General features: G+C 67.4%; 2 protein-coding genes and 2 pseudogenes. 3 read left to right on the forward strand and 1 reads right to left on the reverse strand.

Annotation, left to right across the window (positions count from 1 at the left end; translation table 11 throughout):
* From WB785_RS22340 to nirD, 3 genes and pseudogenes are all read left to right on the forward strand, one after another.
* Positions 1 to 844: pseudogene (locus WB785_RS22340) on the forward strand (reductase); the annotation flags it as partial.
* 159 nt (positions 845 to 1,003) lie between these two features.
* Positions 1,004 to 3,490, forward strand: a complete 2,487-nt coding sequence (nirB, locus tag WB785_RS22345; RefSeq protein ID WP_424081923.1) for a nitrite reductase large subunit NirB — start codon at positions 1,004 to 1,006, stop codon at positions 3,488 to 3,490.
* 24 nt (positions 3,491 to 3,514) lie between these two features.
* Complete coding sequence (gene nirD / locus WB785_RS22350; protein ID WP_424081921.1) at positions 3,515 to 3,919, forward strand: nitrite reductase small subunit NirD; 405 nt, start codon at positions 3,515 to 3,517, stop codon at positions 3,917 to 3,919.
* Positions 3,920 to 3,936: 17 nt separating this feature from the next.
* Here nirD and WB785_RS22355 read toward each other — a convergent pair.
* Positions 3,937 to 4,108: pseudogene (locus WB785_RS22355) on the reverse strand (sirohydrochlorin chelatase); the annotation flags it as partial.

Below are 4,108 nucleotides of genomic sequence, written 5' to 3' on the forward strand. Positions count from 1 at the left end.
GATCACGCCCGACCTGATCCGCTTCGTGCACGAGCGCCGGCCCTCCGACGACCTGGCAGCGGTGATCGAGGATCCGGCGAACTTCGCGGATTGGACCCGCGGGCGCCAAGCCCTTGACCTCTTGGCGAGCCACCCCGTCCACGCGCAGCTGGACGAATGGTTGAGCGTGCTGCGGCCGCTAACACCGCGGCTGTACTCGATCTCGTCGAGCCCGCTGGAAGATCCGACCCTTGTGCATGTGACCCCAGCGGTCGTCCGTTTCGAGTCGACCGCGGCCGCGACCGACGGCGCGGTACGGCACGGCGTCTGCTCGGGATATCTGGCCAACCTGACGGCGGGTGCCGAGGTGGACGTATTCATCCAGCGCACCAAGCACTTTCGGCCGCCACAGGACCCGGATACGCCAGTGATCATGGTGGGACCGGGAACCGGTATCGCGCCCTTCCGCGGCTTCCTGCACGATCGTGCCGCCCGCGGCCATGCCGGGGCCAACTGGCTGTTCTTCGGCGAGCGGCATGAGGCGTCCGAGTTCTACTACCGCGACGAGCTGGACGCCTTCCGGCGGTCGGGGGTTCTCACCCGGCTGGACACCGCGTTCTCCCGCGACAGCACAAATAAGCTGTATGTCCAGGACCGGATGCGCGAAAGTGCCGCTGAATTGTGGAAATGGATCGCCGACGGCGCACATCTCTATGTCTGCGGCGATGCCTCCCGGATGGCGCGGGACGTCGACGAAGCGGTGCGCGGGATCGTCGCCGAACACGGTGGACGAAGTCCGAAGAGCGCGGTCACGTATCTGCGAGCGATGTCGGCCGAGGGGCGGTACGTGCGTGACGTCTACTGATCCTCACGAGGATGCCCACGCCCGCGTGAGAAAGCCGTGATCGCGCGGCAATCGGGCGCAACGCGCGTCGCAATACCAGGTGCCTACCGTCGGTACCGGCAGTTAGTTGAGAGGAGTTAACGCGTGCGGACACGCACAGTGGTGCTCATCGGTCACGGCATGGTGGGACACCGATTTGTCGAGGCGCTGCGGGCGCGAGACACCGAAGGTGCCTGGCGGATCGTCGTGTTGGGCGATGAGGCCGACGCCGCCTACGACCGGGTCGGCCTGTCGTCGTACGTGGGCGCCTGGGACCGCTCGCTGCTGGCACTGACCGGTAACGATTACGCCGGCGATGATCTCGTCGACCTGCGGCTCGGCCACCCCGTCACCGGAATCGACCGGGATGCCAAGCGGGTCAGCGTCGCCGACGGCTCGACGGTTGACTACGACGCCTTGGTACTGGCCACCGGTTCCTACCCGTTCGTCCCACCGGTGCCCGGCAAGGACTGCGACGGCTGCCACGTGTATCGCACGCTCGACGACCTAGATGCGATCCGCGTCGACGCGGAAGCCGCACTGGCCCGTGACCCCGCGGCCGTCGGCATCGTGGTCGGTGGTGGACTGCTCGGCCTGGAGGCCGCTAACGCGCTGCGGCTGATGGGGATTCGGCCGCATGTCGTCGAGTTCGCGCCGCGGCTGATGCCGCTGCAGGTCGACGAGGCCGGCGGCGAGCACCTGATGCGCTCGGTGTGCGCGCTGGACATCGACGTCACCGTAGGCGCCGGAACGTCGGCTATCGAGCGGATCGACGACCAACTTCGTGTCACCCTCAGCAACGATGACGTGATCGACGCGGCGCTGCTGGTGTTTTCGGCGGGGGTGCGCCCCCGCGACGAGCTGGCCAGGGAGGCGGGCCTCGACATCGGCGAGCGCGGCGGCGTGCTCTGCGATTTATCCTGTGCGACAAGCGATCCCGCCGTCTACGCGATCGGGGAGGTCGCCGCGATCGAGGGCCGCTGCTACGGCTTGGTCGCACCCGGCTACACAACCGCCGAAGTGGTGGCCGACCGGTTGCTCGGCGGCGACGCCGATTTCCCGGGCGCCGACCTGTCCACCAAACTCAAGCTGCTGGGCGTCGACGTCGCCAGCTTCGGCGACGCGCTGGGCACCACGCCCGGCGCGCTGGAGGTCGTGGTCTCCGATCCGATCGGCGGCACCTACGCCAAGCTGGTGCTCTCCGACGACGTGCAAACCCTGCTCGGCGGCATCCTGGTCGGCGATGCGTCCAGCTACGGCGTGCTGCGGCCCCTGGTCGGCTCGAAGTTGCCTGGCGACCCCGTCAGCCTGATCGCACCGGCTGGTTCCGGCGGCGGGTCGGCGATCGGTGTGGGCGCGCTCCCCGCGGACGCGCAGATCTGCTCCTGCAACGACGTCACCAAGGGCGAGCTGTGTGCGGCGATCGCCGAAGGTGCATGCACCGTCGCCGACCTCAAGGGCTGCACCAAAGCCGGCACCTCGTGCGGATCCTGCGTGCCGCTGCTCTCCCAGTTGCTCGCTGCCGAGGGCGTCGAGCTCTCAAAAGCGTTGTGCGAGCACTTCCCTCAGTCGCGGGCCGAGCTGTTCGAAATCGTCCAGGCAAGCGCCATCCGCACGTTCTCCGGTTTGATCGAGCGGTATGGCACCGGCACCGGCTGCGATATCTGCAAGCCGGCGATCGCCTCGATCCTTGCGTCGACCAGCTCCGAACACATCCTCGACGGCGAGCAGGCATCGTTGCAGGACACCAACGACCATTTCCTGGCCAACCTGCAACGCAACGGCACGTACTCGGTGGTGCCGCGGGTGCCGGGCGGAGACATCACCCCCGAGCAGCTGATCCTGATCGGCGAGATCGCCCGCGATTTCGGCTTGTACACCAAGATCACCGGCGGACAGCGCATCGACATGTTCGGTGCCACCGTCGACCAGTTGCCGCAGATTTGGGCCAGGCTGGTCGAGGGCGGCATGGAATCCGGTCACGCCTACGGCAAGGCGCTGCGCACCGTGAAGAGCTGCGTGGGCACCGACTGGTGTCGCTACGGCCAACAGGATTCCGTGCAGATGGCCATCGATTTGGAGTTGCGCTACCGCGGCCTGCGCTCGCCGCACAAGCTCAAGATGGGCGTGTCGGGCTGTGCCCGCGAGTGCGCGGAGGCTCGCGGCAAGGACGTCGGCGTGATCGCCACCGAGGCCGGCTGGAACCTGTACGTCGGCGGCAACGGCGGTATGACACCGAAGCACGCCCAGCTGCTCGCCTCCGACCTCGACGACAAGACCTTGGTGCGCTACATCGACCGATTCCTGATGTACTACATCCGCACCGCAGACCGGTTGCAGCGCACCGCGCCGTGGATCGAGGGGCTCGAGGGCGGCCTGGATCGCCTGCGCGAGGTGGTCATCGACGATTCGCTGGGCCTTGCAGCGGAATTCGAGGAAGCCATCGAACGGCATGTGTCCGGCTATGCCTGCGAATGGAAAGCCGTGCTCGACGACCCCGACAAGCTGTCCCGCTTCGTGTCGTTCGTCAACGCGCCCGGATCGCCAGATCCCACCGTCGAATTCACCGAAAAGAACGGGCGAAAAGTTCCCGTGCTGATAGGCACCCCCGCGGTGCCGTCCCGTTAACCCACCGACAGTCAGGAGTTTTCGATGACCAAGTTGTACGACGTGAGGCGCTGGCGAGGCGACTGGACTGCCGCGTGCCCGTTGTCGCGGCTGGAGCCGCTGCGCGGCGTGGCGGTGCTGCTGCCGGACGGCACCCAGGTCGCGCTGTTTCGGTTGGCAGATGACAGTATCCGGGCCGTCAGCAACATCGATCCGATAGGTCGTGCCGCGGTGCTCTCCCGCGGCATCGTCGGCGACCGGGGCGGCATCCCGGTTGTGCAGTCGCCGTTGAAGAAGCAGGCGTTCAGCCTGCTCGACGGCGAATGTCTGGACGCTGCGGATGTTTCCATCCCTGTGTATGACACCCGCATCGCGGTTGACGGCACCATTTACGTCGCCAACTCCCCGGAAATCCAGTTCGGCTACCGCCGCGGCGCGCTGTCCGCCTGACCGGCGGGCATCCCGGCTCAGGCGGTGCGGGCGGCTGCGAGCACTCCGGCGTGCCGCCGTCGCAGGCAGGCGAGCCGGATCACCGCGGGATGCGAACCCAGTGGCGCCGCCACCACGTCGGCTCCCGACTCGTGCAGCCGCCCCTGAAACAGGCCGTCCGCCAACAGATATGACGCCACCGCTACCCGG

It is taken from the genome of Mycobacterium sp. (assembly GCF_049585075.1).
In the GTDB taxonomy this organism is placed as follows: Bacteria; Actinomycetota; Actinomycetes; order Mycobacteriales; family Mycobacteriaceae; genus Mycobacterium.